Annotated in this window: 31 protein-coding genes; 15 read left to right on the plus strand and 16 right to left on the minus strand. The window is 30.1% G+C overall.

What is annotated here, in order from left to right; all coding sequences use genetic code 11:
- Positions 1 to 176: 176 nt before the first annotated feature.
- The 7 genes from CURT_RS00840 to CURT_RS00870 all read right to left on the minus strand — a co-directional run bounded on the left by CURT_RS00840 (position 177) and on the right by CURT_RS00870 (position 5,007).
- Positions 177 to 740, minus strand: a complete 564-nt coding sequence (locus tag CURT_RS00840; RefSeq protein WP_018712588.1) for a c-type cytochrome — start codon at positions 738 to 740, stop codon at positions 177 to 179.
- Between the two features lie 72 nt (positions 741 to 812).
- Complete coding sequence (locus CURT_RS00845; protein ID WP_018712587.1) at positions 813 to 2,003, minus strand: major outer membrane protein; 1,191 nt, start codon at positions 2,001 to 2,003, stop codon at positions 813 to 815.
- Positions 2,004 to 2,354: 351 nt separating this feature from the next.
- Complete coding sequence (locus CURT_RS00850) at positions 2,355 to 2,624, minus strand: type II toxin-antitoxin system RelE/ParE family toxin (RefSeq protein ID WP_018712586.1); 270 nt, start codon at positions 2,622 to 2,624, stop codon at positions 2,355 to 2,357.
- Positions 2,614 to 2,823: a hypothetical protein gene (locus CURT_RS00855; protein WP_018712585.1), complete on the minus strand. Its 210-nt coding sequence runs from the start codon at positions 2,821 to 2,823 to the stop codon at positions 2,614 to 2,616. Before CURT_RS00855 ends, CURT_RS00850 begins: the two co-directional genes overlap by 11 nt.
- A 36-nt stretch (positions 2,824 to 2,859) precedes the next feature.
- Entirely contained in the window at positions 2,860 to 3,489 is a 630-nt protein-coding gene (locus CURT_RS00860; RefSeq protein ID WP_018712584.1) for a lysophospholipid acyltransferase family protein, read from the minus strand.
- On the minus strand, positions 3,470 to 4,768 hold the full coding sequence (gene miaB, locus CURT_RS00865) for a tRNA (N6-isopentenyl adenosine(37)-C2)-methylthiotransferase MiaB (protein ID WP_026320292.1): 1,299 nt from the start codon (positions 4,766 to 4,768) through the stop codon (positions 3,470 to 3,472). The genes CURT_RS00860 and miaB overlap by 20 nt, the downstream gene beginning before the upstream one ends.
- Complete coding sequence (locus CURT_RS00870) at positions 4,765 to 5,007, minus strand: HP0268 family nuclease (protein ID WP_016646130.1); 243 nt, start codon at positions 5,005 to 5,007, stop codon at positions 4,765 to 4,767. Before CURT_RS00870 ends, miaB begins: the two co-directional genes overlap by 4 nt.
- Positions 5,008 to 5,166: 159 nt before the next feature.
- Between CURT_RS00870 and nusA the strand changes: the two genes are divergently transcribed.
- The 12 genes from nusA (at position 5,167) to CURT_RS00930 (ending at position 13,254) form a co-directional block, all read left to right on the plus strand.
- Complete coding sequence (gene nusA / locus CURT_RS00875; protein ID WP_018712582.1) at positions 5,167 to 6,252, plus strand: transcription termination factor NusA; 1,086 nt, start codon at positions 5,167 to 5,169, stop codon at positions 6,250 to 6,252.
- Between the two features lie 340 nt (positions 6,253 to 6,592).
- Positions 6,593 to 7,006 (plus strand): type II secretion system protein, encoded by a 414-nt coding sequence (locus CURT_RS00880; protein WP_115651867.1) that lies wholly within the window; start codon positions 6,593 to 6,595, stop codon positions 7,004 to 7,006.
- Between the two features lie 302 nt (positions 7,007 to 7,308).
- Entirely contained in the window at positions 7,309 to 7,728 is a 420-nt protein-coding gene (locus CURT_RS00885; RefSeq protein WP_018712580.1) for a TOBE domain-containing protein, read from the plus strand.
- A gap of 72 nt (positions 7,729 to 7,800) precedes the next feature.
- On the plus strand, positions 7,801 to 8,544 hold the full coding sequence (gene modA, locus CURT_RS00890) for a molybdate ABC transporter substrate-binding protein (RefSeq protein ID WP_018712579.1): 744 nt from the start codon (positions 7,801 to 7,803) through the stop codon (positions 8,542 to 8,544).
- Entirely contained in the window at positions 8,537 to 8,923 is a 387-nt protein-coding gene (locus CURT_RS00895) for a TOBE domain-containing protein (protein ID WP_018712578.1), read from the plus strand. The genes modA (CURT_RS00890) and CURT_RS00895 overlap by 8 nt, the downstream gene beginning before the upstream one ends.
- 39 nt (positions 8,924 to 8,962) lie before the next feature.
- The gene (gene modB, locus CURT_RS00900; RefSeq protein WP_018712577.1) at positions 8,963 to 9,640 is read left to right on the plus strand and encodes a molybdate ABC transporter permease subunit; all 678 of its coding nucleotides are present in this window, start codon (positions 8,963 to 8,965) and stop codon (positions 9,638 to 9,640) included.
- The gene (locus CURT_RS00905; RefSeq protein WP_018712576.1) at positions 9,627 to 10,502 is read left to right on the plus strand and encodes a sulfate/molybdate ABC transporter ATP-binding protein; all 876 of its coding nucleotides are present in this window, start codon (positions 9,627 to 9,629) and stop codon (positions 10,500 to 10,502) included. The genes modB and CURT_RS00905 overlap by 14 nt, the downstream gene beginning before the upstream one ends.
- A gap of 28 nt (positions 10,503 to 10,530) precedes the next feature.
- Positions 10,531 to 11,229, plus strand: coding sequence for a molybdate ABC transporter substrate-binding protein (modA, locus tag CURT_RS00910; protein WP_018712575.1), 699 nt, complete (start codon positions 10,531 to 10,533; stop codon positions 11,227 to 11,229).
- Positions 11,230 to 11,293: 64 nt separating this feature from the next.
- Positions 11,294 to 11,872, plus strand: coding sequence for a molybdate ABC transporter permease subunit (locus tag CURT_RS00915; protein ID WP_244848421.1), 579 nt, complete (start codon positions 11,294 to 11,296; stop codon positions 11,870 to 11,872).
- A complete protein-coding gene (locus CURT_RS00920) occupies positions 11,869 to 12,111 on the plus strand; it encodes a beta/alpha barrel domain-containing protein (RefSeq protein WP_018712573.1) in 243 nt (80 codons plus the stop codon). Before CURT_RS00915 ends, CURT_RS00920 begins: the two co-directional genes overlap by 4 nt.
- A gap of 66 nt (positions 12,112 to 12,177) precedes the next feature.
- Positions 12,178 to 12,702 carry a beta/alpha barrel domain-containing protein gene (locus CURT_RS00925; protein WP_255199045.1) on the plus strand — a complete coding sequence of 175 codons (525 nt, stop codon included), beginning with the start codon at positions 12,178 to 12,180 and terminating at the stop codon, positions 12,700 to 12,702.
- A gap of 33 nt (positions 12,703 to 12,735) precedes the next feature.
- Positions 12,736 to 13,254: a cysteine hydrolase family protein gene (locus tag CURT_RS00930; protein ID WP_018712571.1), complete on the plus strand. Its 519-nt coding sequence runs from the start codon at positions 12,736 to 12,738 to the stop codon at positions 13,252 to 13,254.
- Positions 13,255 to 13,287: 33 nt separating this feature from the next.
- Here the strand turns inward: CURT_RS00930 and thiD are convergent, their stop codons facing one another.
- The 4 genes from thiD to recA are packed head-to-tail and all read right to left on the minus strand — an operon-like array spanning position 13,288 to position 16,584.
- Positions 13,288 to 14,046, minus strand: coding sequence for a bifunctional hydroxymethylpyrimidine kinase/phosphomethylpyrimidine kinase (gene thiD / locus CURT_RS00935; protein WP_018712570.1), 759 nt, complete (start codon positions 14,044 to 14,046; stop codon positions 13,288 to 13,290).
- A complete protein-coding gene (locus tag CURT_RS00940; protein ID WP_018712569.1) occupies positions 14,043 to 14,288 on the minus strand; it encodes a hypothetical protein in 246 nt (81 codons plus the stop codon). Before CURT_RS00940 ends, thiD begins: the two co-directional genes overlap by 4 nt.
- Positions 14,289 to 14,294: 6 nt before the next feature.
- On the minus strand, positions 14,295 to 15,548 hold the full coding sequence (eno, locus tag CURT_RS00945; RefSeq protein ID WP_026320291.1) for a phosphopyruvate hydratase: 1,254 nt from the start codon (positions 15,546 to 15,548) through the stop codon (positions 14,295 to 14,297).
- Positions 15,541 to 16,584, minus strand: coding sequence for a recombinase RecA (gene recA, locus CURT_RS00950; protein WP_018712567.1), 1,044 nt, complete (start codon positions 16,582 to 16,584; stop codon positions 15,541 to 15,543). Before recA ends, eno begins: the two co-directional genes overlap by 8 nt.
- Before the next feature lie 100 nt (positions 16,585 to 16,684).
- Here recA and CURT_RS00955 point away from each other — a divergent pair, with 100 nt between their 5' ends.
- From CURT_RS00955 to CURT_RS00965, 3 genes are read left to right on the plus strand one after another with little or no spacing between them, the layout of a single operon-like run.
- Positions 16,685 to 17,554 (plus strand): menaquinone biosynthesis family protein, encoded by an 870-nt coding sequence (locus tag CURT_RS00955; RefSeq protein ID WP_018712566.1) that lies wholly within the window; start codon positions 16,685 to 16,687, stop codon positions 17,552 to 17,554.
- Entirely contained in the window at positions 17,548 to 18,321 is a 774-nt protein-coding gene (locus tag CURT_RS00960) for a UDP-N-acetylmuramate dehydrogenase (protein ID WP_018712565.1), read from the plus strand. Before CURT_RS00955 ends, CURT_RS00960 begins: the two co-directional genes overlap by 7 nt.
- The gene (locus tag CURT_RS00965; RefSeq protein WP_018712564.1) at positions 18,318 to 19,121 is read left to right on the plus strand and encodes a hypothetical protein; all 804 of its coding nucleotides are present in this window, start codon (positions 18,318 to 18,320) and stop codon (positions 19,119 to 19,121) included. The genes CURT_RS00960 and CURT_RS00965 overlap by 4 nt, the downstream gene beginning before the upstream one ends.
- 10 nt (positions 19,122 to 19,131) lie before the next feature.
- On the opposite strand, the gene CURT_RS00970 is transcribed toward CURT_RS00965, so the two are convergent.
- From CURT_RS00970 to topA, 5 genes are all read right to left on the minus strand, one after another.
- The gene (locus CURT_RS00970) at positions 19,132 to 19,290 is read right to left on the minus strand and encodes a hypothetical protein (RefSeq protein ID WP_018712563.1); all 159 of its coding nucleotides are present in this window, start codon (positions 19,288 to 19,290) and stop codon (positions 19,132 to 19,134) included.
- 179 nt (positions 19,291 to 19,469) lie between these two features.
- Positions 19,470 to 20,255 (minus strand): 3'(2'),5'-bisphosphate nucleotidase CysQ family protein, encoded by a 786-nt coding sequence (locus CURT_RS00975; protein ID WP_018712562.1) that lies wholly within the window; start codon positions 20,253 to 20,255, stop codon positions 19,470 to 19,472.
- A 48-nt stretch (positions 20,256 to 20,303) separates the two neighbouring features.
- Positions 20,304 to 21,623 (minus strand): citrate synthase, encoded by a 1,320-nt coding sequence (locus tag CURT_RS00980; protein WP_018712561.1) that lies wholly within the window; start codon positions 21,621 to 21,623, stop codon positions 20,304 to 20,306.
- 54 nt (positions 21,624 to 21,677) lie between these two features.
- Positions 21,678 to 22,829 (minus strand): cation:proton antiporter, encoded by a 1,152-nt coding sequence (locus tag CURT_RS00985; protein ID WP_018712560.1) that lies wholly within the window; start codon positions 22,827 to 22,829, stop codon positions 21,678 to 21,680.
- Positions 22,830 to 22,858: 29 nt separating this feature from the next.
- Positions 22,859 to 24,931: a type I DNA topoisomerase gene (gene topA, locus CURT_RS00990; RefSeq protein ID WP_018712559.1), complete on the minus strand. Its 2,073-nt coding sequence runs from the start codon at positions 24,929 to 24,931 to the stop codon at positions 22,859 to 22,861.
- Positions 24,932 to 25,001 lie beyond the last annotated feature (70 nt).

Below are 25,001 nucleotides of genomic sequence, written 5' to 3' on the forward strand. Positions count from 1 at the left end.
TAGCTAAATAATTAAATAAAAATTACTATTATACAGTTTAAAAATCAGATACAAATGTTTAAATGTCCAGCGTAACACAAAGCACTAGTTTGAGTGAGAATTAATAAATTTTCAGATAGACAAAACAGTTAAAGTAAAATTATAAAACATTAAATTTAAGCTTTTATAATAGAAACTTATTTTAGATAAGTTCCTTGGTTTGTTGGATTTCTTGAAATATTGGTATTTTCCATAGCTTTATTTTTAAATATAAAATCATCCTCGCCTTTTAAATAAGCTATGATATAACCTAGCTCCTCGCTTGATGTTGAGGCAGCGATTGGTTGCATTATAACTCTTCCAGCTTTTCCATGGCTAGAATCACTATAGTATGCTTGAAATGAGTAATAAATCTCTTTTCCACTCATTTTAGATAGTTTTTTTGCTCCAGCGTAAGATCTTCTATCACCTTTTTCACCATGGCATTCAAGGCATTTTTTATCATATATTTTTTTACCTTGCTCAGTGGAATAATCAATGTTTTTATTAATCCCAATACCTAAAAATCTACTATCGCCAACATTTGGAGTGGTATTATAGACATTAACTTCAACGCCTTCATCTTTAGAATGTTTTTCAACTAAAGCTTTTAATTCTTTTGCAAACTCACCTTTTGCTTCAAATATATAGGTTTCATCACTTGCTTCACAAAAAGAGATAAAAAGACATGCTAAAAATGAAAGTTTAAGTAGTTTTTTCATAGATTTTCCTAAAATTTAAGTTAAGAATTTATAAAAAGTGAGAGCTTTAAGCTCTCACTTGGATAAGAAAGATTAGAATGAATATTTAGCCTCAAATCTAACTTTATCATTTTTATCATCACCCTGTTTTACATGTGAATACCATGTTTGGAATTTAAGTTTATCTGAGTGAGCGTATTCAATTCTACCAACAACCTCTTTCATGTCTGTTTTTTCGTCAACGACTTTATTTTTACCATCAAGATAGTCAGCACCGATTCTTAGGCCAGTATCTGGGATAGTATATCCAGCTGTTACAAACCAGTAGTGATTTTTGCCTTCAAATAGAGTATAGTCAAATAGTTCTTCACCTGGTTTTATAAATTTACCACTATCTTCAAAAGATACTAAAGATACTTTATCTTTATCTGTTGAGAAATCAACATATCCAGCTGATAAATCTGCACCAAATAGTTTTGTTCCAAGCTCAGCACCATAAAAATCCGCATCATCAACAGCAGGTACATCTCTTTTGAAAGAGCTATCAAAATCAGAGAAACCATATTGTAATTTTGCATTAAGATTTACATCATCACTAACATCAAATGAGAAAGCAAATTCAACCGCAAAAAGATCAGTTACATCTTCAAGTATAGCATACCATACCTGGAAACTTACTGGGTCATAACTACCAAGAGCTGCAACACCATAAAGATTGTGATCAGTTGTATTTTTTCCAGTGCTATCTTTTATTAGTTTACTAACGTCTTCATCATCAAATGTTTTAATATCACTATCATTTTCCAAAGCATCCATCCATAAAGCAGCAAGAGTTAAGCCCTCAATATCGCTATTTAGAACTTTTATACCATCACCAAACATATCATCTGTGAAGAATGCTCCAACATCTTGACGACCAACTTGAACAACAGTATTGCCTACCGCATATCCAAAGTATGCTCTATTTAAATCAAATCCTTTCTGATTTATTTTTTTCCCACTTCTTGACTCTGCTCTATCAGTATCATTGTATCTTATGCCTGCAACTGCAAAGAAGTTATCGTCAATTTTTGTTTTTAGATTAAGAGTGCTTTTAAAATTCCAATTACCATTTCCATCTTTGTTTTTATCAGCATCTTTATGACTATCGTGAGTATATCTCATTCTTAGCATTCCACTTGCATCTACATCTTTAATAACTTCATCTAGTGGAGCAGCTGAAGCAGTAGTAGCCATAATACCTGTTGCCATTGCGGCGATTAAACTAAGTTTAACTAGTTTCATTTAGAACTCCTTTTTTCAATTAAAATAAATTGTTAGGTGTAATAGTAGCATAAAAATTTGAAATATTTGCTTAAAGTTATTTTAAATTTGCCATTTTGTAGCTATTTTGTTGCTAAGTGTTAACCAAAGAGCCTAAAAAACAAGGTTTTGGTAAATAAAAACTTCTAAGAAAATTTTTCTTAGAAGTCAAAGGAAGTTCAAATATGATTTTATTACTTAAATAAAATTATATTTAAAATAGGTAAATACTTGGCAATAATAAATTTTATTAATTTTAAATTTTTATATGATTGCCTATACAATAAGTTAAAATTTATTAGTTTAAAATTATACACTTAAAACACTAAGTATTTAAAATAATTTTGAATGTTTTCCTATATCGATAGCTTCTAAAATCAAAATATCATAATCTTTTTTATATATTAAAACTAAATCTGGCATTATATGGCAATCTCTAAAATTTTTTAGTTTTCCTTTTAACTGGTGGTCTTTATATTTTTTATCTAAAGTTTCATCTTTTGCTAGTTTTTCTAATAAATTTATTATCAAATCTTTTTGTTGCGCGGTTAATTTTTTAAAAGATGTTTTAAAATTTTTAGAGTAGATGATTTTATATTTCATCAAGTGAGGCTCTTAAATCTTTTATATTATCGTAAGCTTTTATATTTCCAGCTTTATAGTCTTTAATGGTTTTTTTATGGATAGAGAGAATTTTATCTTCATAGGAGATTTGTTTTATTTCAACTTTTGGGTAAAGTTTTGCAATAGCTTTTAAGGCATTTAAAAAAGCTTCATCACCATTTTTTATAACTATATCCATAAATTCTCCTTTTTTACGTATTATATCAAAATTTTTTTACTTTCCAGCTAGCTTAAAAAGCTCATTTTTAATCTTTTCTTTTGCCGCATCAAGTTCTAAATTTTCTACGCTAAAAGGCTTGCTTAGACTATAATATATAGTTGAAAACGGTTTTGGAAGTATCATCTCATCCCAGCTTTTAAACTGCCAAAATCTACTAGCTTCATAATTAAGGGCATAAATTTCAAGGTGCTGTTTTTGAGCTATAATGACCGCGCCATCGGCAACACTGTATTTTGGACCTCTTGGTCCATCTGGAGTTATGATAACATCAATTCCATTTCTTATCTCTTTAAAAGCATTTATTAAAGCTCTTGCCCCGCCTTTTGAACTACTTCCTCTAATAGCACCAATTCCAAATTTTGATATTATTTGAGTGATAATCTCACCATCTTTATGATCTGAAATGATAACTTTGCCTTGCTTTTTTTTATTAAAGGCTTTACTCCACCAATGCCTATAAGCAAAGCTCATCATAGCAAGTCTTCCATGCCAAAAAACAACTACGCAAGGTTTTGAGGGCAAATTTGTAGGAGTAAATTTTTTTTTGCAAGTTAGATAGATTATCCAAATAACAAGATAAGCTATCCATTTAATAAAAAAAAGCTTAAGAGATGATTTCGCCATCTAAAGCCATTCTTTTAGCAGATTTAATCAAAACTTTTTTTGTTTTACCTAAAAGCTCTTCCGTGCCATTAGCTAAAACATTAAAATTTGAAAAACTTCTACCACTTACTTGCATGTTTGGGCGAAGCTCTTCAAAATACACATCAAATGTTTTTCCAACTTGATTTTGCATTATTTTATCTAAAATTTCATTTTGTCTATTTTGTAAAAAAGTCAGTCTTTTGCTAGCTATTTCATCATCAATTAGAGGTAAATTAGCAGCTGGAGTTAAGGGGCGAGGACTAAATTTAAATGAAAAAATTTGCTCAAATTTGACTTCATTTACAACTTCCATTGTATCATTAAAGTCTGCATCGCTTTCACCAGGATATGCCACAATTATATCGGTGCTTATATTAACTTCAGGGCACATTTTTCTTAGTTTTAAAGCCCTATTTAAAAACCACTCTTTTGTATATCCTCTTTTCATCGCCTTTAAAATAGCACTTGATCCACTTTGTAAAGGCATGTGCATTGACTTGCATATTTTATCATTATTTGTAAAAACATCTAAAAATTTATCATCCATGTGAAGTGGATGTGGGCTTGTAAAGCGAATTCTCTCAATTCCCTTAAATTCGCTAATTTTTACTAACAAATCACCAAAATCAATCTTTTCATGAAAGCTTGAAAATCTTTTTCCATAATTATTTACATTTTGTCCAAGTAAAAATACCTCTTTTGTGCCATTGTTTGCAACTTTTTCTATCTCATTTAAGATTAAATTTAAAGGTATTGAAATTTCATCGCCTCTAGTTTGTGGAACGATGCAATAGGTGCATTTTTTATCACATCCTATCATTATATTAATGTAAGCTTTATAAGGACTACTTCTAAACTCACCAAAGGCATACCCGCTATCATCATAATTAATATCTGTGCTTATAAATTTTGGAGAATTTATAGCTTTTGTAATTTTGGATGTATTTCTAGCTCCTAAAACAAAATCAACATACGGAGCTCTTTTAAAAATTTCTTTGCCTAAGTGACTTGCAGTACAGCCTAAAACTCCAATTTTAGCTCCATCTTTTTTTACTTTTTCATATCCTCCAACTTCGCTAAAAAGCTTATGAACAGGCTTTTCTCTAACTGAGCAAGTATTTATAAGTATTAAGTCCGCTTTTGAGATATCATCTGTTAAAATATAATCATCTTCTTTTTTAAGTTCTGCGATGATATGTTCAGAGTCTCTGACATTCATCGCACAACCTAGAGTTTGAATAAAGAGTAATTTACTCAAAGTATATGAACCTCATACATAAATTCATTCTCATCAAGACCATACTTTACAGTTCTTAGATACGCACTCATATTTTTTTTCTTAAAATGCTCTATTAAAGCGATTAAGTCTTTGTGTTGGTTTTCTCTATCAAAATAAAATATCCTTTGACCTGTTTTGGCGACTTCTTTTTCAATATCACTTAAAGATATATTATTAGGAGCTTTGCTTAGCTCGCTTCTTGCTATTTTTAACTCCATTTTAACTCCTTTTACTTTTTGCCTTTACTATTTTGAATTTGTGAGTATATCAAATTTTATGTAAAATTTCGTTTAAACAAAACAAAAGAGTAAAAATAGTATAATTACAATCCTTTCAAATTTAAATCAAAAAAATATCAGTGTTAAAAAAGGAAAAATATGGAAAAAATAGGCGATATAATCGAATCAATCGCAAATGAAAAAAATTTAGAGATAAAAGATGTAAAAGAAACAGTTCAAACTGCATTTATAAATACAGCTAAAAGAATGTTTGGAGAAAACTACGAATATGACGCTGTTTTTAACGAAACTTCTAAAAAAATAGATCTTTTTCAAAAAATTTTAATAGTAGCAGATAGTGAGTATAAAGGCGACTCACACACTGTTTCATTAAGTGAAGCTAAAAAGATAGATAATAGTGCTGAAGTAGGCGATGAGCTAAGCTCACAAATAGATATAGAAAATTATGGCCGCACTGCATCTGCAAATTTAGCAAAAGAGCTAAATTATCATATAGAAAAGCTTTTAGAAGAAAAAGCTTATGAAAAATATAGTCAAAAAGTAGATAGTTTAATTTTTGGGAATGTTGTTTTTATAGATGATGAGGAAACTACTTATATAGAATTTGATGATTTAAGAGCTTTTATGCCTAGAAAAAACAGAATAAAAGATGAAAAATTTAAAGTAGGTGATGTTGTAAGAGCAGTTATAAGAAAAGTTTTTATAGATAAAAAAAGAGGCGTTAGAATTGAAATTTCAAGAACAAGTCCGAAATTTTTAGAAGCACTTCTAAAATCACAAGTTCCAGAAATTCAAGATGGAAGCGTTATAGTAAAAGCAAGTGCAAGAATTCCAGGACGAAGAGCAAAAGTAGCGCTATCTTCTATCTCTCCAAATATCGATCCAATAGGCGCAACAGTTGGCGTAAAAGGTGTAAGAATAGATGCAGTAAGCAAAGAGATAAAAAATGAAAATATTGATGTTATAGAGTATTCAGCCCAGCCTGAAATAATGCTCTCTCGTGCTATGGCACCTGCGATAATTAGCTCAGTTAGAATAGATGGCAATAAAGCAATGGTTCATTTAAACAGCGATCAAAAAAGTAAAGCTATAGGAAAAGATGGTATTAATATCCGCCTAGCTTCAATGATAACAGGACTCGAAATTCAGCTTGTTGAAAATGGCAAACAAATAGCTGATGATAGCAAAGACCTAGTAAAAGATCTAAAATCACTTTTTGGATAAATAATAAATTTATAAAATTTAAAAGCTGAAATTTAAAAATTTTAGCTTTTATTGTGTGGATTTTAGCTTATTTGCAAATTTATTGGCTTTAGTAAACCTATCCATATATTATTATCACCAAACATACTCAAACTATTTTTTATAAAAAAGAGATTTTAGCACTTGAAAAATTTATGAATTTTTAGAAATTTTAGTAAATTTCAAATAAATAAAAAATTTTAAAATACCATATTTAGGAGCTTTTAGATTAAAATTTGCATTTAAGATAAAAATCTGTTATAATTCTTTCAACATTTTACATAAGGGTATGTAAAGTGAAATAAAAATTAAGGAGAAAGCCATGAAAAAAGGTTTTACAATGATTGAGTTGATCTTCGTGATCGTAATTTTAGGTATTTTAGCAGCAGTTGCTATCCCAAGACTAGCAGCTACAAGAGATGACGCAGAGATTTCAAAAGTTGCTTCTAATGTTGCAACAGCAGTTAGTGATTTAACAGCAGCATATACAGCACATGCAGATGGATTTGGAACTAGAACAATAGATCAAATGACAAATACAACATCTAGTGGCAATGTTCAAGCAAAAGGTCAAAACTGTGTTGCAATAACAATAGATAATGCTGCTGGAACTATAACAGTAGGAACTCCAGAAGGTTGTGGAAGCGACGCAGTTGTTACTGGCTTAACAACTGCACTTAATAAATCAAAACTTATTGGAACCCATCAAGTTGGTGGTAACTCTGTACAGTTCTAATTTTAGCTTACGATAAGCTTTTAGCCCTGAGTATATCTCGGGGCTTTTTTAAATTCTGCTCTTTCTTTATAAACAATCAAACATGTTTATTAATCTATCTTTATTTTTCTTTTCACAAAAAACTATCAAATAATCTTTTTAAAATTTTGTTAAATTTATAAAATTTTAATCTCTTTATAACTTAACTCAAATTTCATCTAAAAAGTTTAAATTTACTTAAATATAATCAATTTTAATTTAAAGTTAAGATATTTTTGGCTAAACTAACTTAAATAAATTTTAAGTTTAAAAAGGAATTTTGGATGAAAATTAGTGCTAGAAATGTGCTTAAATGTAAAGTAGAGAGTTTAACTCTTGGAGCTGTTAATGAAGAAGTTGTTTTAAAACTATCAAATGGTGCAAAAATAACATCTATCATCACAAAAAATTCAGCTTTAAATCTAAATCTAAAATTAGGCGATGAAGTTTTTGCCATTATTAAATCTAGCTCGATAATGTTTGGTTTGGGTGAGCTTAAAATCAGTGCTAGAAATGTATTAAATGGAAAAATTGTTTCAATTAAAAAAGGCGAAGTTAATGCAGAGGTTTGCCTTGATTTGGGTGATGGCGAGATAATTACAGGAATTATTACTTTAAACTCAGTTAAAAAACTTGATTTAAAAGTAGGCAATGAGGCAAGTGCTGTTATAAAATCAAGCGAAGTTATGGTTGGTGTGGAGTAAAATATAACCGGTTTGTTTGTTAATTTTGCAAAGTTACTTATAAATTTAAATATCTAATAAAAAAGGATAGAGATGAAAAAATTTTTAGCGTTAGCTTTTAGTATTTGTGTTTTAAGTGCAGCTGAGATTAAAATAGCTGCTGCGGCAAATATCGGCTATGTTTTTGAAGAGCTAAAAACAGAGTTTTTAAAAGATAGAAAAGGCGATAATGTTGTAGCAGATCTTGGAAGTAGTGGTCAGCTTAGTGCAAAAATTCAAGCAGGTGCAGACTATGCTATTTTTATGGCGGCAAATATGAAATTTGCAAATGACTTAAACGAAAAAGGTTTTAGTGCAAGTGGCCAAGCGGTTCCTTACACAAGAGGTGTTTTAGTTGCATTTAGCGATAAAAAAAGAGATTTAAGCGATGTTATGAATCTTTTAAAAGATAAAAGTATAGAAAAAATCTCAGTTGGCAATAAAAAAACCGCACCTTATGGAATTGCAGCAAAAGAAGCATTTGAAAATGCTAGAATTTATAATGATATAGAGAAAAAACTTGTCTATGCGCAAAGTATATCAGGTGTTATGCCACATGTTATTTCAGGTGCAGCTGATATTGGCTTCATCCCAAAATCAGGCTTGGTGGGAAAAGATGAGTATAAAAAAGATGAAAATTTTGTAGAAGTTGATAGAGCACTTTATACACCACTTGATCAAGGTATGATTTTATTAAAAGGACATGAAAGCGATAAGTTGGCAAAAGAGTTTTTTGAGTTTATTCAAAGCGATAGAGCAAAAGCTATATTTGCCGAGTTTGGCTACGAATATGAATAAAATAAAAGCAAAAGTTACCAAGATAAAAGAGTGTGGGGATTTATCCCACCTCTTTTTAGATACTTGCATAGGAAGTCTTAGTCTTGTAATGTTAAGCGCTGATTTTGATATAGGTGATGAGATTGAGATAGGTTTTAAAGAAAGTGTTGTTGCAGTTTTAGTTGGTAAATGTGATACTTTAAGCTATTCAAATCAAATAAAAGTAACTATAAATTTGGTTGAAATAGGTGAAATTTTAACTAAAATTTGTGGCATTTACAAAAGTAGCAATGTTGAAATAATAAGTTTAATAACTACAAACTCAGCTAAAAGACTAAATTTAAAAAGTGGCGATGAGGCTACATTTTTAGTAAAAGCAACAGATATGTTTGTGGTGTGAGCTAATGAAATTTAAAAGTATAAATTTAAGGATAAAATTATGCAAGGGTTAGATTTTACTCCTTTTATAGTTTCTTTAAAATTAGCTTTCATCACAACCATAGTGCTTTTTTTCGTGGTTCTTCCTTTTGCTTGGAATTTAAGCCAAAGTAAAAGTAAATTTAAACCACTTATTCAAAGTATTTGTGCGTTGCCACTAGTTTTGCCACCTACGGTTATGGGCTTTTACATCCTCTTTGCATTTTCAAAAAATTCCCTCATAGGTGGCTTTTTATATGAGCATTTTGGAATTCAGTTAGTTTTTACTTTTTGGGGACTTGTTTTTGCAAGTTGTATTTATTCACTTCCTTTTATGTTTCAACCACTTTTAAGTGGTTTTGAAAGTTTAAATAAAAATGTTATCGAAGCTTCATATTTGAGTGGAAAAAGTAAATTCACAACACTTTTTAAAGTAGCTTTACCAAATATAAAACCATCTCTTTTAACAGCGTTAGTTGTTACTTTTGCTCACACAATTGGAGAGTTTGGTATAGTTTTGATGGTTGGGGGTGGAGTGAGCGGAGAGACTAAAGTAGCTAGCATAGCCATATATGAGTTTAGTGAAATTTTAGATTTTAAATCAGCTCATATTTATAGTTTTATAATGTTAGTTATGAGCTTTGTGGTGCTTTTAAGTGTGTATTTGTTTAATCAAAAGGCTAAAAATGATAGAGTTTAGTTTAAAAAAAGAGCTTTTTGGTGTCAATGAAAATATGGAGCTTAACGTAAAAATTAGCTTTAAAAGTGGAAGTTTTATATCTTTAAGCGGAGAAAGTGGGAGCGGTAAAACAACTATTTTAAGATGTCTTGCTGGACTTGAAAAGGCAAATGGTTTTATAAAAGTTGATGATGAAATTTGGCAAGATGAAAAGATATTTTTAAGCCCACAAAAAAGAAGAATTGGCTTTGTTTTTCAAGATTATGCCTTATTTGAAAATTTAAGCGTAAAAGATAATTTTTTATTTGTAGAAAAAGATATAAATCATTGCAATAAGCTTTTGGATATGCTAGGTCTTATGAGTTTAAAAGATAGATATCCCACAAATTTAAGCGGAGGGCAAAAACAACGCGTTGCACTTGGCAGGGCAATGATGAGAAAGCCTAAGCTTTTGCTTCTTGATGAGCCGCTTTCAGCACTTGATCCACATCTTAGAGCTAGACTTCAAGATGAAATTTCAAAAATTCAAGATATGTTTAAAACAACCACTATTTTAGTAAGCCATGATCCAAATGAAATTTATAAACTTGCAAATTATATGTTTGTTTTAAAAAATGGAAAAATTGTTAAAAAGGGCACTCCAAAAGAAATTCTACTAAAAACAAATGGAAGTCAAAAATTTGCATTTTCAGGCACACTTTTAAATCTAGAAAAAATTGATACAATTTTTGTAGCCACTGTTTCAGTTGGTCAGCAAATTACAGAAGTTGCATTAGCAAGTGATCTTGGGCTTAGAATAGGTGATGAAGTAACGATAAGCTCAAAAGCATTTAATTTAAATATAAGTAAAATTTTAGAAAAAGAAAATAAAGATATTTTATAAGAATAATTTTTAAAAAAGGATTTTAGAAATGAGAAAAATTTTAATATTTTTATCTATAATAGTTTTATTAAATGCAGGTGAAACTATAACTATTGCAGCTGGTGCTGGATATAAAAAAATGACTTTAGAGCTTTTAGAGAGTTTTGATAAAAAAGATAAAATAAATAGTGTTTTTGGCAACATGCGACAAATTACAACACAAGCTTTAAATCACGATATATCTTTACTTATTGGAGATAAAAAATTTTTTAATAAAATAAATGAATTCAAAGATAAAAAAAGTGAAAAAATAGGCAGTGGAAAACTTGTTTTGATAGTAAAAAAAGGAACTAATTTATCAAATTTAAAAGATTTAGAAAAAGATAATATCCAAAAAATCTCAATTCCAGATGCTAAAAAAGCAGTTTATGGTCTTGCAGCAAGCCAAGCTATAAGTAATTTGAATTTAAATATTAAAGATAAGCTTTTGTATGTTGCTACTGTTCCTCAAAGTGCCTCTTATGTTGTAAGTGGTGAAGTTGATGTTGGTTTTGTAAATTCGAGTGAAGCGCTAAGTATAAAAGATAAAATCGAACAAATTTTAACAGTTAAAAGTGAACTTTATAGTGAAATTTCAATAGTTGCTTTAAAGTTGGATAGTTGTGATAAATCTGCTATTTGCAAAGATTTTGTAGAATATTTAAAAAGCAAAAGAGCAAAAGAGATAATTTTAAAATATGGATTATGAGCCATTTTATCTAAGTATTAAAATTTTATTAATTTGCCTATTTTTATTTTTAATTTTTGGGACTTTGATAGCTTATTATTTAGCTAATTCAAAGTCTAAATTTATTTTTTTTGTAGATAGCTTAGTAACTTTACCACTTATTTTTCTACCAGTTGCTATTGGTTTTTTCCTTTTAATGCTACTTGGTAAAAATGGATTTTTAGGTTCATTTTTTAGTGATTTTAATATCTATTTTATATTTGAGTTTAAGTCTTTAGTTATAGCTGGATTTATAGCCGGACTTCCTCTTTATGTTAAGCCTGTTGCCACAAGTTTAGAACTTTTTCCTAAAAATATTATAGAAGCCTCACTTATTAGTGGTAAAACAAAATTAGAAACCCTTATTTTTATAGTGCTTCCAAGCATTAAAAAAAGTATTTTATCAAGTATTATAATAGCACTTGGTAGGTGTTTGGGCGAAGTTGGAATAAGTTTAATGTTGGGTGGAAATATTATTGGTAAGACAGACACACTTTCACTTGCAATATATAATGCAGTTTATGATGGTGAATACGAAAAAGCTATGAAACTTAGCTTTATACTTGTTTTCATATCATTGTTTTTATTTATGATTTTATATTTTTTAAAAAAGGAAAAAAGATGATATTAATGGATGAAATTTTTAATTATATAAAAGAAGATTTACCTTATGGTGATTTAAGTGTAAATTTACAGTCAAATCCTAAAATTAAAACTAAACTTGAAATTTATACAAGAGAGGATATTTTAGTAAGTGGCAGTGAGATTTCATCTAAAATTGGAGAAATTTTAGGGCTCAAAGCCACTGTGTTAGTAGAAAGTAAAAATTTTGCCAAGGTTGGAGATAAAATAGTTGAATTGTAAGGAAATTATGATGATATTCATAAAGCTTGGAAACTTTCGCAAGTTTTTTTAGAATACAGCTCGGGAATTTCAACATATACTTATAAAATGAAAAAAATAGCTCAAAGTATCAATCCAAAATGTCAAATTCTAGGCACCAGAAAGACTTTTCCTTTTGCGAAAAAGGTTTGTTTAAAGGCTTTAAGTGATGGAGGTGGTTTTATACATCGTCTAAATTTAAGTGATAGTATTTTGTTCTTTGACAAGCATAGGATTATTTATAAAGACAAAAATGAGTTTTATAGAGAAATTTCTAAATTTAAAGATCTTAGCGATGAGAGAAAAATAGTAGTTGAAACATTAAATTTAAATGATGCATATAAACTTATGGAGTGTGGCACTGAAGTTATTTTACTTGATAAATTTAGCAAACAAGATGTTGAAAAAGTCCTTAAATTTAGAGATAATTATTATAAAAATATAAAAATAATATGTGCTGGTGGCATAAACTTAACTAATATTTTAGATTATGCTAATGCTGATGCTATAGTAACAAGTGCGATGTATCAAGCAAAAATGGCAGATTTAGGTGCAAATATTTATAAAATTTAGATAAATTTACATAAATTTGAAAAAGGAATAAAAATGAAAAGATTATTAGTTGTTGTTGATTTTCAAAATGATTTTGTTTGTGGAAGTTTGGGCTTTGAAAAGGCTAAAGAACTAGAAAAAGTTATATTAGAAAAAATAAATGAGTATAAAAATGATGATATTGTTTTTACTTTAGATACTCATGAAGATGATTATTTAAATACAATTGAAGGTGAGCATCTTCCTATAAAACACTGCATAAAAGGCACTTTTGGGCATGAAATTTATGGAGAGATAAAAGAAATTTCTAAAAATTATCCCTGTATTGAGAAAGAAACTTTTGCTTCAAAAGAACTTTTGCATTTTATAGAAAACAGACCTTTTACTTATGAAAGTATTGAGATTTGTGGTCTTGTAAGTGATATTTGCGTGATATCAAATGCAATAATTGCAAAAGCTGCAAGTCCAAAAAGTAAAATTTTAGTTGATAAAAAAGCTACCTCATCAGCAAATTTGCAAATGCAAGAGATGGCTTTTAAAATGATGCAAAATTTACATATAGAAGTAATATAAATTTATCAAATTTAGTAGTAATAACTTTAAATTTTAAGACATAAATCCATTTAGATTATGTCTTATTGGACCTTTTCCATTTCCTAGTTTTGGAGCAAATTTTATAGCACTATAAACATAGTTTTTAGCCAATGAAATCGCTTCTTCTATATTTTTTCCAAGAGCTAAATTTGCAGCAATTGCAGTCGAAAACGAACACCCTGTTCCATGTAAATTTGTACTATCTATAAATTTAGTTTTAAACTCTTTCATTGAGCCATTTTTATAATAAAGCTTATCAATGCTTAAATTATCATTTTTTACATTTGTGATAACGGTGTCACAAGGTGCGATAACTTCAAAATCACCATTTGGTTTTGTTTTAAAAAGTTTCTTTGCCTCATGTAAATTTGGTGTTAAAATGGTTGTAAATTTAAAAAGCTTTTTTAAATGAGTTATGTTTTCATCACTCATTAGCGTTGAGCCAGCTTTTGAGATAAAAACAGGATCTAATACAATAGGAATTTTAAGATCTTTTATAAGCTCATAGGTTAGATCAATCACATCTTTATTTGAGAGCATTCCTATTTTAACGGCATTTATTTTAAAATCTTTTGTAATAGCATCAAGCTGTTTTTTTATAAAATCAGTAGGTAGATCAAAAACAGCTTCTACACCGAGGCTATTTTGAGCAGTAACTGCTGTGATGGCTGTTGTGCTAAAAACTTTAAAATATTCAGCTGTTTTGATATCTGCTTGGATACCTGCTCCACCACCACTATCGCTTCCTGCTATTATTAAAATAGTTTTCATAAAATTTCCTTATAATCAGGACTTAAAGAAGCTCTTTCTAGATATATTTTTTGAAGTTTTGCGTTTTCTTCTTCAAGTCTTATAATGTCTTTATAAAGAAAAGCTTTTTGGTTTTGGAGATTTTTTAAAACTATATAGGAGCGGTTGCCAAATAGTCCATCTCCTATATAAATGCCAAGTCCTATCACTAAAATAACGGCTACAAATATTTTTCCAATAAGCTTTATTTTATAAAATTTCATAAAATTTTAAATTTTATCTCCTAGATATTCATCTGTTATTTCTTCGATATCAAGCAGGCGGTTATATTTAGCATTTCTTTCGCTTCTTGCTGTTGCGCCTGTTTTTATCTGACCTGCATTTACGGCTACTGCAAGATCGGCTATAAAGCTATCTTCGCTTTCACCACTTCTATGGCTTATGATGGTCTTATAGCCATTTCTATGAGCTAGTCTTATGGCTTTTAAAGTTTGAGTTAAAGTGCCAATTTGATTTGGTTTTATTAATATTGCATTTGCAACACCATCTTCTATGCCTTTTCTTAGAATTTCTTCATTTGTTACAAATAGATCATCTCCAACAAGTTGAACTTTATCTCCAAGTTTTTTAGTAAGTTTTTTCCAACCCTCCCAATCATCTTCATCAAGTGCATCTTCTATCGAATAAATCGGATATTTTTCGCATAAATCTTCATATCTGCTTATTAATTCATCTGATGTAAATTTTTTATTTTCTAAATGGTAAAAACCATCTTTAAAAAGTTCGCTTGAGGCAACATCAAGAGCTATTTTTATCTCTTTTCCAGGCTCATAGCCTGATTTTTTAATAGCTTCTAGTATTAATTTAATAGGCTCTTCATTGTCTTTTAAATTTGGAGCAAACCCTCCCTCATCACCAACTGCAGTACTGTGTCCAAGATCATTAAGTAGTTTTTTCAAATTTTGATAAATTTCAGCAGCAGCTCTTAGGGCATCATTAAAAGTTTTAAATCCAAAAGGCATTATCATAAATTCTTGAAAATCAACACTATTATTTGCATGAGCTCCACCATTTATGATATTAAACATTGGAGTTGGTAAAATACTAGCATTTACACCACCTAAGTATCTATAAAGTGGTAAATCTAAGCTTTTTGCCGCTGCTTTTGCTACGGCCATAGATACACCTAAAGTTGCATTTGCTCCTAGTTTTGAGTAATTTTTTGTAGCATCTAGTTCAAGTAAAACTGAGTCTAAAAACTCTTGATCAAAAGGATCAAGCCCTATAATGCCATCAGCAATTGTAGTCTTAACATTTTCACACGCTTTTAAAACACCTTTGCCGCCAAATCTTTTTTTATCACCGTCTCTTAATTCAAGTGCTTCTTTTTTACCTGTGCTTGCACCACTTGGCACGATTGCATCGGCTTTTGTTCCATCGCTTAGGTAAATACTTACTTTGACAGTTGGATTTCCCCTGCTATCTAAAACTTCGTTTGCGTAAACATCACTTATACTAATCATCATTTTGCTCCTGTATTTCGTCATCATCGCCACTTGATAGAATTCCTTGTTCTCCCAAGTGTTCTAAAATTTGATTTTCTATCTCTTTTGAAATTTCTGGATTTTGTAGTAAGAAATTTCTTGCGTTCTCTCTTCCTTGACCGAGTTTATCGGCTTTATAGCTAAACCAAGCACCGCTTTTATCAATAATGTCAAGCTTTACACCATAATCAATTATTTCACCAGTTTTGCTAATTCCCTCACCAAACATTATGTCAAATTCAGCCTGTTTAAATGGTGGAGCTACTTTATTTTTTGCAACTTTTACTCTTACTCTGTTTCCTATACTTTGATCATTTTGTTTTAAAGTTGCTATTCTTCTTACATCAAGTCTTACAGATGAGTAGAATTTAAGTGCATTTCCACCGGTTGTGGTTTCTGGTGAACCATAGCCTATCATTCCTATTTTCATTCTAATTTGATTTATAAATACAACAGTTGTGCCCATTTTATGCACAATTCCGGCAAGTTTTCTAAGAGCTTGAGACATAAGTCTTGCTTGAAGTCCAACATGAGTATCACCCATATCTCCCTCAATTTCAGTCTTTGGAGTAAGTGCTGCAACACTATCAACAATTATCAAATCAACAGCACCACTTCTTGCTAGTGTTTCAACTATATCTAGGGCTTGCTCACCAAAATCAGGCTGTGAAACATATAAATTTTCAGTATCTACGCCTAAATTTGCAGCATATTTTACATCAAGAGCGTGTTCTGCATCAACGAATGCACAAACTCCACCTTGTTTTTGACACTCAGCTACAATATGAAGCGTAAGAGTTGTTTTACCGCTACTTTCTGGTCCATAAATTTCGATTATTCTACCTTTTGGAACACCGCCAATTCCAAGAGCTATATCAAGTCCAAGAGATCCTGTTGAGATACTATCAATTGGCTCAACTTCTTTATCTCCAAGTCTTAGAAGTGTGCCTTTGCCAAATGATTTATCGATTTGTTTTAGGGCTAAATCAAGTGCTTTTTTCTTTTTTTCATCCATTTATTTGCCTTTTTATTAAATTTACGTATTATAATGAAAATTTACTTTAAGGTAAGTAAAAATATATTATACTAGTTTAAAACTAATAAAGGATTTTTTTATGTTAAAAAATATATCCGTAGCACACTCTCCGGATGCAGATGATATTTTTATGTATATGGCTATTAAATTTGGTTGGGTTGATAGTGAAATTTTAAGTTTCAACAACAAGGCCGACGATATAGAAACTTTAAATAAAGCTTCATTAAGTGGCGAATATGATGTTTGTGCGATAAGTTTTAGCACTTATCCATTGATTGTAAATGACTACGCACTTTTAAAAACAGCGGTTAGTTTTGGTGAGGGGTATGGTCCAAAGCTCATAAAGAAAAAAGGAATAAAACTTAAAAAAAACTTTAAAGTTGCACTAAGTGGTGAGCATACTACAAATGCCTTACTTTTTAAAATAGCTTATCCAGATGCTAGACCGATTTATAAAAACTTTTTAGAGATTGAAAATGCAGTTTTAAATGGTGAAGTTGATGCCGGAGTTTTGATACATGAAAGTATTTTAGAATTTAATGAAAATTTAGAAGTTGAAAGAGAGATTTGGGATATTTGGCAGGAGCTAAGAGGTGATGAAAATTTACCTTTGCCACTTGGTGGAATGGCACTTAGAAGAAGTTTGCCTTTAACAGATGCCATAGAGTGTCAAAGAGTTTTAACAAAGGCGGTTGAAATTGCCACAAAGCATAAAACTCTTTTAAGCAAAATGCTGATTGAACGCAATTTGGTTAGAGTTGATGATAAAAAGCTAGATAAATATCTGAATTTATATGCAAATGATACTTCAGTTTCAATGAGTGAAATTCAGTTAAAAGCTGTAAATAAACTATTTGAGATAGGCTACAAGCATGGATTTTATAAAGAAAAAATCGATGCGTTTGCTTCGCTAATACCAGCTGAATATAGAGATTTTAGATTTTGTTAGTTAAAAAAATTGACTTTAGTAAATTTAGCTCTATTAAAATAGGCGGAGTTTTTGAGGTAGAGGTTTTAAGCAGAGATTTTGGTGAGTTTAACGGAGTTATAATTGGTGGTGCAAATAACATTTTAATCTCACAAAATCCACCAAGGCTAGGTATTTTAAGCAGAGAATTTGATTACATTCAATTTGATGGTGAAATTTTAGAAATTGGTGCCTTGACAAAAAGTGCTAAAATTTACAATTTTACAAAAAAAAATAACTTAGCAAATTTTGAGTTTTTAAAAGGAATTCCTGGAACATTGGGTGGATTAATAACCATGAATGCTGGACTTTTAGGATATGAAATTTCTAGTAATTTAATAAGTGTTTTGACAAATTTTGGTGAGTTTAAAAAAGACGAGTTAGAATTTTCTTACCGAAAAAGCAAGATAAAAGGCGTTATAAAAAGTGCTAAATTTAGAATTTCAAAAGGCTTTGATGAGAGTTTAAGCGTTGAAATTTCAAAAAAAAGAGCAAATCAGCCGCGTGGAAATAGCTTTGGAAGTTGTTTTAAAAACCCCGTAGGATTAAGCGCTGGTAAATTAATCGATGAATGTGGCTTAAAAGGTTATAAAATCGGCAACTGTGGATTTAGCCAAGAGCATGCAAATTTTTTAATCAATTGTGGCGGTGGCACATTTGATGAGGTTTTATCTTTGATAAATTTAGCTAAAAAACGAGTTTTTGAAAACTTTGGTGTAAATTTAGAGACTGAGGTTGTGATATTGTGAGAAATTTACTTTTTTTAATGCTAGTTTTGTGTTTAAATTTAAATGCTTTTACTTATGATGAGCTTAAAAGTTTGTATTTTAAAGATATTGATTGTTCCAAATTTGAGTTTAGAAAAAGCGAGAGTAAATTTAGCGTAGATGAGTTAAATAAAGCTATTGAAAATAATGACGAGAGCAAGGTTTTAGAGATTTTGGGAAGTGATAAAACACTAAGTTTTCAAAACGATAGTAAAGGCATTGGCCCTTTTGTAAAAAACCACAAAACTACAAATAGCATCTTGATAGAAGATATGCTTTTTTGCGCTGATGAAAGGGCTTTTAAATTTAATGTTTATGTGCCGGCTGTTTTGACAGATAAAAATATAGGCGAAGATGAAACTATCGCTATTTTAAATAAGTTTTTTGATGAGGGATTGGATAAAAATACAGTTTTTTACTACGAGGATACTGGACTTTTAAATTTGGCTTTAGGAGAGGAGAAATTTAAAGTTTTTGACTATTTGCTTGATAAAAATTGTCTTATAAGTGATCGCCTTGGAATGGATATTTGGTTTTGTTTTACTAAGATTTTTCGAGATGAAAATATAGCCTTAAATATCAAAACTCCGCGCTCAAAGGAGCTTTTAAATTTATTAAGCTCACAAAAATATAAAACGCACCGCGAGTTTTGGTTAAATTTGACTGAAAAAGTAGTCAAAAAAGGGCTTAATCCCAAAAACTTAAAATATCTATATGTGACATTTGAGTATCTGGGTGATGAGAATAGCAAAGAAAAAATCTTAATATTCTTTAAATATTAAGATTTTCAGATTAAGACTTTCTGCGCTTTTTATCACCTTCTTTTTGAGCTGGTGTTCTATCCTCTTGTCTATTAGTTCTGTGATCATGACCGCCATCGTTTTTTTGACCGCCATAATCTATTACATCATTTTTAGGTGATTCTTTTTCCTTTTTATTCCAAAAAGCCATAACTTACTCCTTGTTTATAAAATTTCCAAATTATATCAAGATGATTATAAATTTAATATTAAAAAACTATACATACTTTTAAAATCGGATGAATAAATTTATAATCTATATAACACAAACAAGTTGTTTAATTTTATTGAAACTTAAAATTAATCTTTTGTTATGGTTTTTGGTTTTATTTATTTTGAAAAAATTTCATCAATTTTATCTAAAATTTGCTCTTTTAAATGAATGCTGTTTTTATCAATGGCAACAAATGGCGAGTTTAGAAGCTTTTTGCCATTGTAAAGGGGCCTTTTTTTAGTTTTTAGGTCAATTATCTCTCCACCACCTTGCACAACCAAAAAATCCCCCGCCGCAACATCCCAAAGATAGCTATCGCCAAAGCGTGGATAGAGCATAGCCTGGCTTTTTGTAATTTGGCAAAACTTAATTGCTGAGCCAACTCTTTTAAAGCTAAGATTAAAACTTTTCGCCAAAGCTATGCGTCTTTTTCCCATTCCGCTTCTTCCAAGTAGGAGTAAATTTGGAGTTTTACAGTTTGAATTTGATTTTATAAGTTCATCATTTATAAATACTTTATTTTCTCCAGCGCTATAAAATAGCTCATTTTTGGTTGGTATAAAAATTACAGACAAAATTGGACGAGAGTTTTTAATAAGTGCGATACAGACACAAAACTCGCCATTTTTTGCTATAAAATCGCGTGTTCCATCTAGTGGATCAACTAGCCAAAAAGTGTCATTTTCGCCCATTTTATCAGTTTCTAAAATGCTCTCTTCAGAGCAAATTTCAATATCAGTTTTTCCTAAAATTTTAAAAATAGCTTCATTTGCAGCAAGATCAGCCGAAGTTAGCGGAGAGTTGTCGGGTTTTTTAACAACCTTGTAGTCGTTGTAATGTTTTAATATCTCTTCTCCAGCATTTAATGCGGCAATTTTAGCTAGGTTTAAAAGCTCATTCATGCTTTTTCCTAGCTTTTAATCGCGTTAAATTTATAAATTTATTCAAAATTACTGTTTTCCTGAATACTCAATCTTTGTTTTTTGTAAATTTTCATGATGAGTTTTTAAAGCATCTGTTTCGCCTAAATATAGCTGTCTTGGACGAACAATCTTACTTGTTTGTTCTTTTAGTTCCATCCATTGAGCCATCCAGCCAGGCGCTCTACCGATGACAAACATAACTGCAAACATATCGGTTGGAATTTTTAATGCTCTTAAGATAAGACCTGAGTTAAAATCAACATTTGGATATAAATTTCTACTTACAAAATACTCATCTTCAAGTGCAATTTTTTCTATTCTATTGGCAATTTTAATTAAATTTGAGTCGATGTCAAGCTCATCCATGAGTTTATCTCTTAAACCTTTTAAAACCTTGGCCCTTGGATCATAGCTTTTATAAACTCTATGACCAAAGCCCATTAGTCTAAATGGATCATTTTTATCTTTAGCTCTTTTTATATATTTATCCACATTATCAACACTTCCAATGGCTTCAAGTTGTCTTATAACACTTTCATTTGCTCCTCCATGAGCATGTCCCCACAAAGCCCCAATGCCAGCACTTATACAAGAATATGGATGAGAATGAGTTGATGCAACTGTTCTAACTGTCGTAGTTGAAGCATTTTGTTCATGATCTGCATGAAGCATTAAAACTGTATCTAAAGCTTTTACTTCTATTGGTTTTATATCAACGTGAGAGTGCGGAAAGGCTCTCATCATATAAAGGAAATTTTCTGTAAAACCACGATCTAGATCCGGATAGATAAGTGGATATCCCATTGCGTGACGGTGATAAAATGCTGCTAATGTTGGCATTTTAGCTACAAGTCTTTCAGCTAATTCCATATATTCATCTGGATCATCATAGTTCATATCTCTTTTATAATATGTGCTAAGTGTTGCTATACAGGCCTGTAAAACTGCCATAGGATGGGCTTTGTCAGGAAATGCATCAAATAAAGCTATCATTCTTTCATTTATAAAAGATTTTGTTTTTAGTTTTTTTCTAAAAGCATTTAGTTCATCTTCATTAGGAAGTTTTTTATGCAAAAGAAGATGAATTACATCTAAAAAAAGTTTGTTTTCAGCAAGCCATGCAATATCGTATCCACGGTGTTTTAAAATGCCTTTTTCTCCATCTATAAATGTTATTTCTGAGCTGCACATTGCAGTTGAAGTATATCCTTTATCAAATGTAAAAAACCCTGTTTTTTTATACAAATCTGAAATGTCTATAACAGATGGACCAAGTGTGCCATCAAGGACATTAAATTCATAGCTTTTGCCATTTCTATTGTCAGTTAGTGTTACGGTATTTGACATCCTTACTCCTTAAATTTAATCTTCGTAAATGATACCTAAATTCTCATTAAAAAATCATTTTTTATTTAAATAAATATTTTTTATAATTTTTATTACAGTTATTCCAACTATTGCTTCAAATATGCTTGTTAAAACTAAAGCGTAGTAAATTTCATCGCTTATATAGTTTGTTTCATGCCCAATTGTTGCAGTTGCAATGAGCAAGGTTAGAGGAATTGATAAAGAAATTCCAAATAAAATGCTTTGTTTAAAACCTAGATTTTTTACCATTACAACAGAGCTTAAAAGCCTAACTATAATCATTAAAATAGTTAAAAATACTACATTTTTTACAACTCCTGGGATTAAAAGTGCATTTAAATTTACAGTTGAGCCAATATAAGCAAAAAATATTGGGACTAAAAAGCCATATCCAAAAGATGAGAGTTTTTCAGGAAGATCTTTTTTGTGGCTAAAAAATGTCGGTATAAAAGTTCCTGCAATAAAAGCTCCAATTATGATTTTTATATCTAAAATAACTACAACCGCGATAACTAGACAAAGCATAGCGATAGAAAATCTTATGTCTTTTTCATTTTTATCAAATTGTGGCATTATTATTTTTTTAAGATTTGGATACCACCAAAAAAGAACATCTAGCCATCTAAAAATAAGTGTGGTTACTATTAAAAATCCAGCTAAAGCACCTAAATTTACAAATAGTTTTATATCAAGGCCGTATTTTGTATAAGCGTTTAAAAGTGTTAAAAGTGCTATGCTTAAAACCTCTCCTATAACTCCAACAAGCATTGCTAAATTTAGCCAATTTTCATTTTTGCCATATTCTTTGTATAAGATTGAGAGAATTCCTACACTCATTACCGGAATTATTACTATAAATAGCTCACTTAATCCAAAAGTATAAACTGCAATTATAGAAAAAATATACAAAAGTCCTAAAAATAGGCTGGAATTTTTAAGAACACCTTTTTTTGCATTTATAAAAATTTTAAGATCAACTTCTGTTCCAGCTAAAAACATAAGGTAGTAAAATCCTATATCTGCCACATCTTTAAAAAGTTCATTTGAAGGTAAAAATCCCAAAGTTCCAAGCAAAATACCCAAAATTATCTCAGTTGCTGAAATTGGAACTTTGATTAAAGCCGATATGTAAGGTGAAGCAAATATCACAAAAGAAAGTGCTAAAAGTATTAAAACTGCTTGCATTTTTATCCTAAAATTTAAAAATTTTTAGTTTAAACATCAATTTTTCTTTTATATTTGCACTCAGTACATTCTAAAAATGTTCCGCTTTTAAGCTCTTTTTTAATTAAATGTTTATTCTCGCAATTTGGGCATGCTTCATTTGTAAGTTCGTAGTTGCTTATAAATTTGCATTTTGGGTAGTTAAGACATCCATAAAATTTACCTCTTTTTGAAAATCTTTCTACGATTTCTCCGCCACATTTTGGACATTTTACACCTATTTTAACAGGCTCTTTTTTTTCTTTTTTATCTGTGCTTAAATTTCTACTATATTTACATTTTGGAAAATTTGAACACGCTATAAACTCACCAAATCTTCCACTTCTTTTTACGAGTTCACCACCACAATCAGGGCATTTTTCATCTATTGGGATAGCTATTTTTTGACTTTTTATATTTTTTTTGCCATCTTCTATTTTTTGCATAAATGGGTAGTAAAAATTTGCTAAAATTTCTTGCCAATCACTTTTTTCATCAGCCACATTATCAAGTTTTTCCTCCATTTGTGAGGTGAATTTACTATCAACAATGCTTTTAAAATGTTCTTCTAAAACTTCTATTACTTTAAATGCTATTTCAGTTGGAATTAGTTGCCTTTTTTGAACTTCTACATACTTTCTAGATGTCAAAAGTGAAATAGTTGGAGCGTAAGTTGAAGGTCTGCCAATGCCTAGGCTTTCAAGTTTTTTAATTAAACTTGCTTCACTATATCTTGCCGGAGGCTCAGTAAAATTTTGTTTTGATGAAATTTTTTGTAAAAACATCTCATCGCCAACTTTTAAATTTGGCAAAATTTTATCTTTATCACTTGCTCCATAAACTTTATAAAATCCATCAAATAATACTTTTCTACCACTTATTTTAAACTCAGTTTTTTTACCAGCTACAAAAACATTTTGTATCTCGCTAAGGCTTGGTGTCATTTGAGAGGCTAAAAATCGGTTATAAATGAGTTCATAAAGCCTTGCTTCATCTTTTGGAAGAGTTTGATTTGCCATTTGCGGTGTGAAGCTTAAATCAGTTGGGCGAATAGCCTCGTGAGCTTCTTGAGCTCCTTTTGTTTTAGTTGTGTAAATGTTTGCCTTTTTTGGTAAGTATTTATCTCCAAAATCTTTTTTTATTAAATCTCTTGCTTTTGAAACAGCTTCTTTTGATAAATTTAAACTATCAGTTCTCATATATGTTATCGCTCCGCCATTGGGAGTATTAACTCCTTCATAAAGACTTTGAGCTATCATCATAGTTTTTCTTGGGCTAAAGCTTAAATTTGAACTTGCGGTTTGTTGCAAAGTTGAGGTCATAAATGGAGGCTGTGGATTTGTTTTTCGCTGACGGCTTTCAATTTCTCTTATTTTATATGTTTCGTTTTTGCAAATTTCAACTATATTTTTAGCCTCTTTTTCATTTTTAACGCTTAATTTATCCATTTTTTTGCCGTTGAACTCAACAAACTCACTTTCTAAATCATCTTTAAAAATAGCATCGATGCTGTGATATTCAACTGGTTTAAAGGCTTTTATCTCTCTTTCTTTATCAACAACTAATTTTAAAGAAGCACTTTGAACTCTACCAGCGCTTAGTCCTTTTTGAATTTTTTGATTTAAAAGTGGGCTTAGTCTATATCCTACGATTCTATCCAAAAGTCTTCTAGCTTGTTGAGCATTTACACTATCCATATCAACAGTTCTCGGATTTTTAACAGCGTTTAAAATAGCATCTTTTGTAATTTCGTGAAAAACAATTCTTGGAAGTGATAATGGATCTTTTCCAATTGCCATTGCTATATGATATGCAATAGCCTCACCTTCTCTATCCTCATCAGTTGCAAGGTAAATTTTTTCTGCTTTTTTTGCTTTTTCTTTTATCTCTTTAACGACTTTTGAGTGATCACTACTTATTCTATATTCGGGTTCAAATTTATTTCCATCTATTTTTATCCCAAAAGTTGTTTTTGGAAGATCTCGTATATGCCCAACTGATGCGATAACATCATAGTCTTTTCCTAAGAATTTTTTTATAGTCTTTGCTTTTGCAGGAGACTCAACGATAACTAAATTTTTCATATTTAAACCCTAAATTTTTAATTTTTCCATTAGTATATGCAAAAAAGATTAATTTTATTTTAAAAAAGAC

Source organism: Campylobacter ureolyticus (genome assembly GCF_013372225.1).
GTDB lineage: Bacteria > Campylobacterota > Campylobacteria > Campylobacterales > Campylobacteraceae > Campylobacter_B > Campylobacter_B ureolyticus.

Excerpts from the sequence above, each read along its gene's own strand:
- CURT_RS00840 (WP_018712588.1), bottom strand. The coding sequence starts at position 740 with ATGAAAAAACTACTTAAACTTTCATTTTTAGCATGTCTTTTTATCTCT.
- CURT_RS00845 (WP_018712587.1), bottom strand. The coding sequence starts at position 2,003 with ATGAAACTAGTTAAACTTAGTTTAATCGCCGCAATGGCAACAGGTATT.
- CURT_RS00850 (WP_018712586.1), bottom strand. The coding sequence starts at position 2,624 with ATGAAATATAAAATCATCTACTCTAAAAATTTTAAAACATCTTTTAAA.
- CURT_RS00855 (WP_018712585.1), bottom strand. The coding sequence starts at position 2,823 with ATGGATATAGTTATAAAAAATGGTGATGAAGCTTTTTTAAATGCCTTA.
- CURT_RS00860 (WP_018712584.1), bottom strand. The coding sequence starts at position 3,489 with ATGGCGAAATCATCTCTTAAGCTTTTTTTTATTAAATGGATAGCTTAT.
- CURT_RS00870 (WP_016646130.1), bottom strand. The coding sequence starts at position 5,007 with ATGGAGTTAAAAATAGCAAGAAGCGAGCTAAGCAAAGCTCCTAATAAT.
- nusA (WP_018712582.1), top strand. The coding sequence starts at position 5,167 with ATGGAAAAAATAGGCGATATAATCGAATCAATCGCAAATGAAAAAAAT.
- CURT_RS00880 (WP_115651867.1), top strand. The coding sequence starts at position 6,593 with ATGAAAAAAGGTTTTACAATGATTGAGTTGATCTTCGTGATCGTAATT.
- CURT_RS00885 (WP_018712580.1), top strand. The coding sequence starts at position 7,309 with ATGAAAATTAGTGCTAGAAATGTGCTTAAATGTAAAGTAGAGAGTTTA.
- modA (WP_018712579.1), top strand. The coding sequence starts at position 7,801 with ATGAAAAAATTTTTAGCGTTAGCTTTTAGTATTTGTGTTTTAAGTGCA.
- CURT_RS00895 (WP_018712578.1), top strand. The coding sequence starts at position 8,537 with ATGAATAAAATAAAAGCAAAAGTTACCAAGATAAAAGAGTGTGGGGAT.
- modB (WP_018712577.1), top strand. The coding sequence starts at position 8,963 with ATGCAAGGGTTAGATTTTACTCCTTTTATAGTTTCTTTAAAATTAGCT.
- CURT_RS00905 (WP_018712576.1), top strand. The coding sequence starts at position 9,627 with ATGATAGAGTTTAGTTTAAAAAAAGAGCTTTTTGGTGTCAATGAAAAT.
- modA (WP_018712575.1), top strand. The coding sequence starts at position 10,531 with ATGAGAAAAATTTTAATATTTTTATCTATAATAGTTTTATTAAATGCA.
- CURT_RS00920 (WP_018712573.1), top strand. The coding sequence starts at position 11,869 with ATGATATTAATGGATGAAATTTTTAATTATATAAAAGAAGATTTACCT.
- CURT_RS00930 (WP_018712571.1), top strand. The coding sequence starts at position 12,736 with ATGAAAAGATTATTAGTTGTTGTTGATTTTCAAAATGATTTTGTTTGT.
- thiD (WP_018712570.1), bottom strand. The coding sequence starts at position 14,046 with ATGAAAACTATTTTAATAATAGCAGGAAGCGATAGTGGTGGTGGAGCA.
- CURT_RS00940 (WP_018712569.1), bottom strand. The coding sequence starts at position 14,288 with ATGAAATTTTATAAAATAAAGCTTATTGGAAAAATATTTGTAGCCGTT.
- eno (WP_026320291.1), bottom strand. The coding sequence starts at position 15,548 with ATGATTAGTATAAGTGATGTTTACGCAAACGAAGTTTTAGATAGCAGG.
- recA (WP_018712567.1), bottom strand. The coding sequence starts at position 16,584 with ATGGATGAAAAAAAGAAAAAAGCACTTGATTTAGCCCTAAAACAAATC.
- CURT_RS00955 (WP_018712566.1), top strand. The coding sequence starts at position 16,685 with ATGTTAAAAAATATATCCGTAGCACACTCTCCGGATGCAGATGATATT.
- CURT_RS00970 (WP_018712563.1), bottom strand. The coding sequence starts at position 19,290 with ATGGCTTTTTGGAATAAAAAGGAAAAAGAATCACCTAAAAATGATGTA.
- CURT_RS00975 (WP_018712562.1), bottom strand. The coding sequence starts at position 20,255 with ATGAATGAGCTTTTAAACCTAGCTAAAATTGCCGCATTAAATGCTGGA.
- CURT_RS00980 (WP_018712561.1), bottom strand. The coding sequence starts at position 21,623 with ATGTCAAATACCGTAACACTAACTGACAATAGAAATGGCAAAAGCTAT.
- CURT_RS00985 (WP_018712560.1), bottom strand. The coding sequence starts at position 22,829 with ATGCAAGCAGTTTTAATACTTTTAGCACTTTCTTTTGTGATATTTGCT.
- topA (WP_018712559.1), bottom strand. The coding sequence starts at position 24,931 with ATGAAAAATTTAGTTATCGTTGAGTCTCCTGCAAAAGCAAAGACTATA.